We start from the raw sequence: 2,523 nt of genomic DNA on the forward strand, positions 1-2,523 counted from the left end.
CGTCGATCCGGACAAGAAGCGCGGCTCCCTGTATAAGGCCTTCGTCCGCTTCGGACGCTCCCGTCCAGGACAGGCTTACGCGCGTCATGTCGGCCCCCGCATCGACCCGTGGCTGTACCGTGCGACCGGCGGGCGCTATCCCGCATCCCTCGGCACTATCGCTACAGCTCCGCTCATGACGACGGGTGCCAAGTCGGGTCAGCCGCGCGAGGTACAGCTCACCTACTTCCACGATGGGAGCGATCCGATCCTGGTCGCCTCAAACTACGGGGGACCGAAACACCCGCAGTGGTACTACAACCTCAGGGCGCACCCTGACTGCGAATTCGGCGACGAGAAATTCGTGGCGACAGAAGTTACCGCTCCCGACGAATACGTGCGCCTGTATGGACTCGCCGAGCAGGTCTACGCCGGGTACAGCGACTATCGCGCCAAGACAGCGCCCATCGGGCGTCAGATCCCGATTTTCCGCCTCACGCCGCGCTAGCGGCGTGCTGGCTTGCGAGGCGGCACGACCTGTATCTCAGGCCGATTGCCGACGGCACCGTGGTCTGGACCGCGCCAAGCGGGCAGACCTACACCACTCGCCCCGGGAGCCTGCTGCTGTTCCCTGCCTTGTGCACACCGACCGCACCAGTTGCCACGACCACCGCTCAGTGGATTCCCAACGCCGGCCTGAGCACCGCCGGCCTGACCATGCCCCGCCGCGCCCGCACCCGAACCGAAGACCGCCGACGACGCATCGACGACGAGCGCCGACTCAACGAAAGGCAAGCACGCCCGGTCGCTGCTAGCTGGCCGCCAACGCCTCGATCACCTCGCCATAGAGCCGCGCCTTGATGGCGCCCATCGTCGGGCCGGCATTCGCGGCCCGCTCCTGCGCCCGCGCGACGGCGATGTCGAGCACCTCGTCCTCGGTGCCGACACCCGCGACGAGGCCGGCGTCGTGGGCCTCCTCGCCGCCGTACCGGCGGCCCGTCGTCATCGCCTCGTGCGCCGTCGCGATCGGCAGCCTGGCGCGGATCAGCGCGCTCATACCCGGCGTGAACGGAATGCCGAGATCGACCTCCGGCAGACAGAAGTAACCCCGGTCGGACCGCATCACGGCGAGGTCGTGTGCGAGCGCCAGCATCGCGCCCGCCGCGAACGTGTGGCCCTGCAGCGACGCCACCATCGGCGCCGGGAATGCGAGCACCCGCGCGAACAACGCGTGGACTTCGCGCAGATTGGCTTCGGCGGCATCGGGGTTGGCGGCCATGAAGTCGAGGTCGAGGCCGTTGGAGTAGAACTTCCCGACACCGGTGGTGACCACCGCCTTCGGGCCAGGGGCGGCGTCGACCTCGTCGAGCGCGGCGTTGATCGCCGTCAGCCGGTCCGGGTGGAATCGGTTCTCGTCCTCGCCGAGGGTCAACACGAAAACGTCGTCACGACGGTGCAGGCCGGTCATGGGCTGATTAGACCACGCTTGATTGGACCACTCAGGAGTGCTGCACAATCGTTCGGTGTCCAACCCGCTCAGGCCCAACCCGCTCAATGGTCATGTCTCGCACTGGTTCGACGAGGTGCCGCCCAGCCGGCCGCCGCTTCCCGGTGACCGCGACGCCGACGTCTGCATCGTGGGCGCCGGCTACACCGGACTCTGGACGGCCTACTACCTCAAGCGCGCCGACCCGGGACTGCGCATCGTGGTGCTCGAGGCGCGGTTCGCCGGCTTCGGCGCCTCGGGTCGCAACGGCGGATGGCTATCGGGGCTGGTGCCCGGCGACCGCAACGCCATGGCCGAGCAGTACGGCCGCGACCGCGTGGTGGCCTGGCAGCGCGCACTGAACGAGGCCGTCGACGAGGTCGCCGACGTGGCCGCCCGGGAGGGCATCGACGCGGGCATCGTGAAGGGCGGCACGCTCGAGATCGCGCGCAATCGGGCGCAGGCGGCCCGGCTGGCGAGTTCGATCGAGGAGGAGCGCAACTGGCAGGTCGACGGCATCGAGCCGTTGACGACGGCCCAAGCGGCCAAGCGGATCGAATTCGATGGTGTGGTGTCGGCCTTCTTCACCCCGCACTGCGCACGCATCCAGCCGGCGCGGCTGGCGCGCGGCCTAGCCGACGCCGTGGAGCGGCTCGGCGTCCAGATCTACGAACAGACCCCCGTCACCGAGATCAGCCAGGGACGCGCGACGACCGAGTCCGGCACCGTCACGGCACCGATCGTGCTGCGCGCCACCGAAGGATTCACCGCCGCGCTGCCGGGTCTGCGCCGCCGCTGGCTGCCGATGAACAGCTCGATGATCGCGACCGAGCCGATCAGCGCCGACCTGTGGGCGGGCATCGGCTGGGACGGCAGGGAAACCGTCGGTGACACCGCGCACGGATTCTTCTACGCCCAACGCACCGTCGATGACCGCATCGCGATCGGCGGCCGCAGCGTCCCGTACCGCTACGCGTCGCGCATAGACGTCGACGGCCGCGTCCCTGAGCGCACCATCCGGCACCTCAGCCAGGTGCTGCACGACGTGCTCCCGCAGG

The 2,523-nt window shown here is 69.1% G+C and carries 3 protein-coding genes; 2 read left to right on the plus strand and 1 reads right to left on the minus strand.

The window, feature by feature from the left end; genetic code table 11:
* The coding region (locus tag QOC69_RS06560; protein ID WP_526437569.1) for a nitroreductase/quinone reductase family protein at nt 1-487 on the plus strand (487 nt) is incomplete at its 5' end.
* Between the two features lie 303 nt (nt 488-790).
* Here the strand turns inward: QOC69_RS06560 and QOC69_RS06565 are convergent.
* On the minus strand, nt 791-1,447 hold the full coding sequence (locus QOC69_RS06565; RefSeq protein WP_526437571.1) for an enoyl-CoA hydratase/isomerase family protein: 657 nt from the start codon (nt 1,445-1,447) through the stop codon (nt 791-793).
* A gap of 55 nt (nt 1,448-1,502) precedes the next feature.
* Here QOC69_RS06565 and QOC69_RS06570 point away from each other — a divergent pair.
* On the plus strand, nt 1,503-2,523 hold a 1,021-nt coding region (locus QOC69_RS06570; protein ID WP_526437573.1), incomplete at its 3' end, for an NAD(P)/FAD-dependent oxidoreductase.

The organism is Mycobacterium sp. (assembly GCF_032162105.1).
In the GTDB taxonomy this organism is placed as follows: domain Bacteria; phylum Actinomycetota; class Actinomycetes; order Mycobacteriales; family Mycobacteriaceae; genus Mycobacterium.

Excerpts from the sequence above, each read along its gene's own strand:
- QOC69_RS06565 (WP_526437571.1), bottom strand. The coding sequence starts at position 1,447 with ATGACCGGCCTGCACCGTCGTGACGACGTTTTCGTGTTGACCCTCGGC.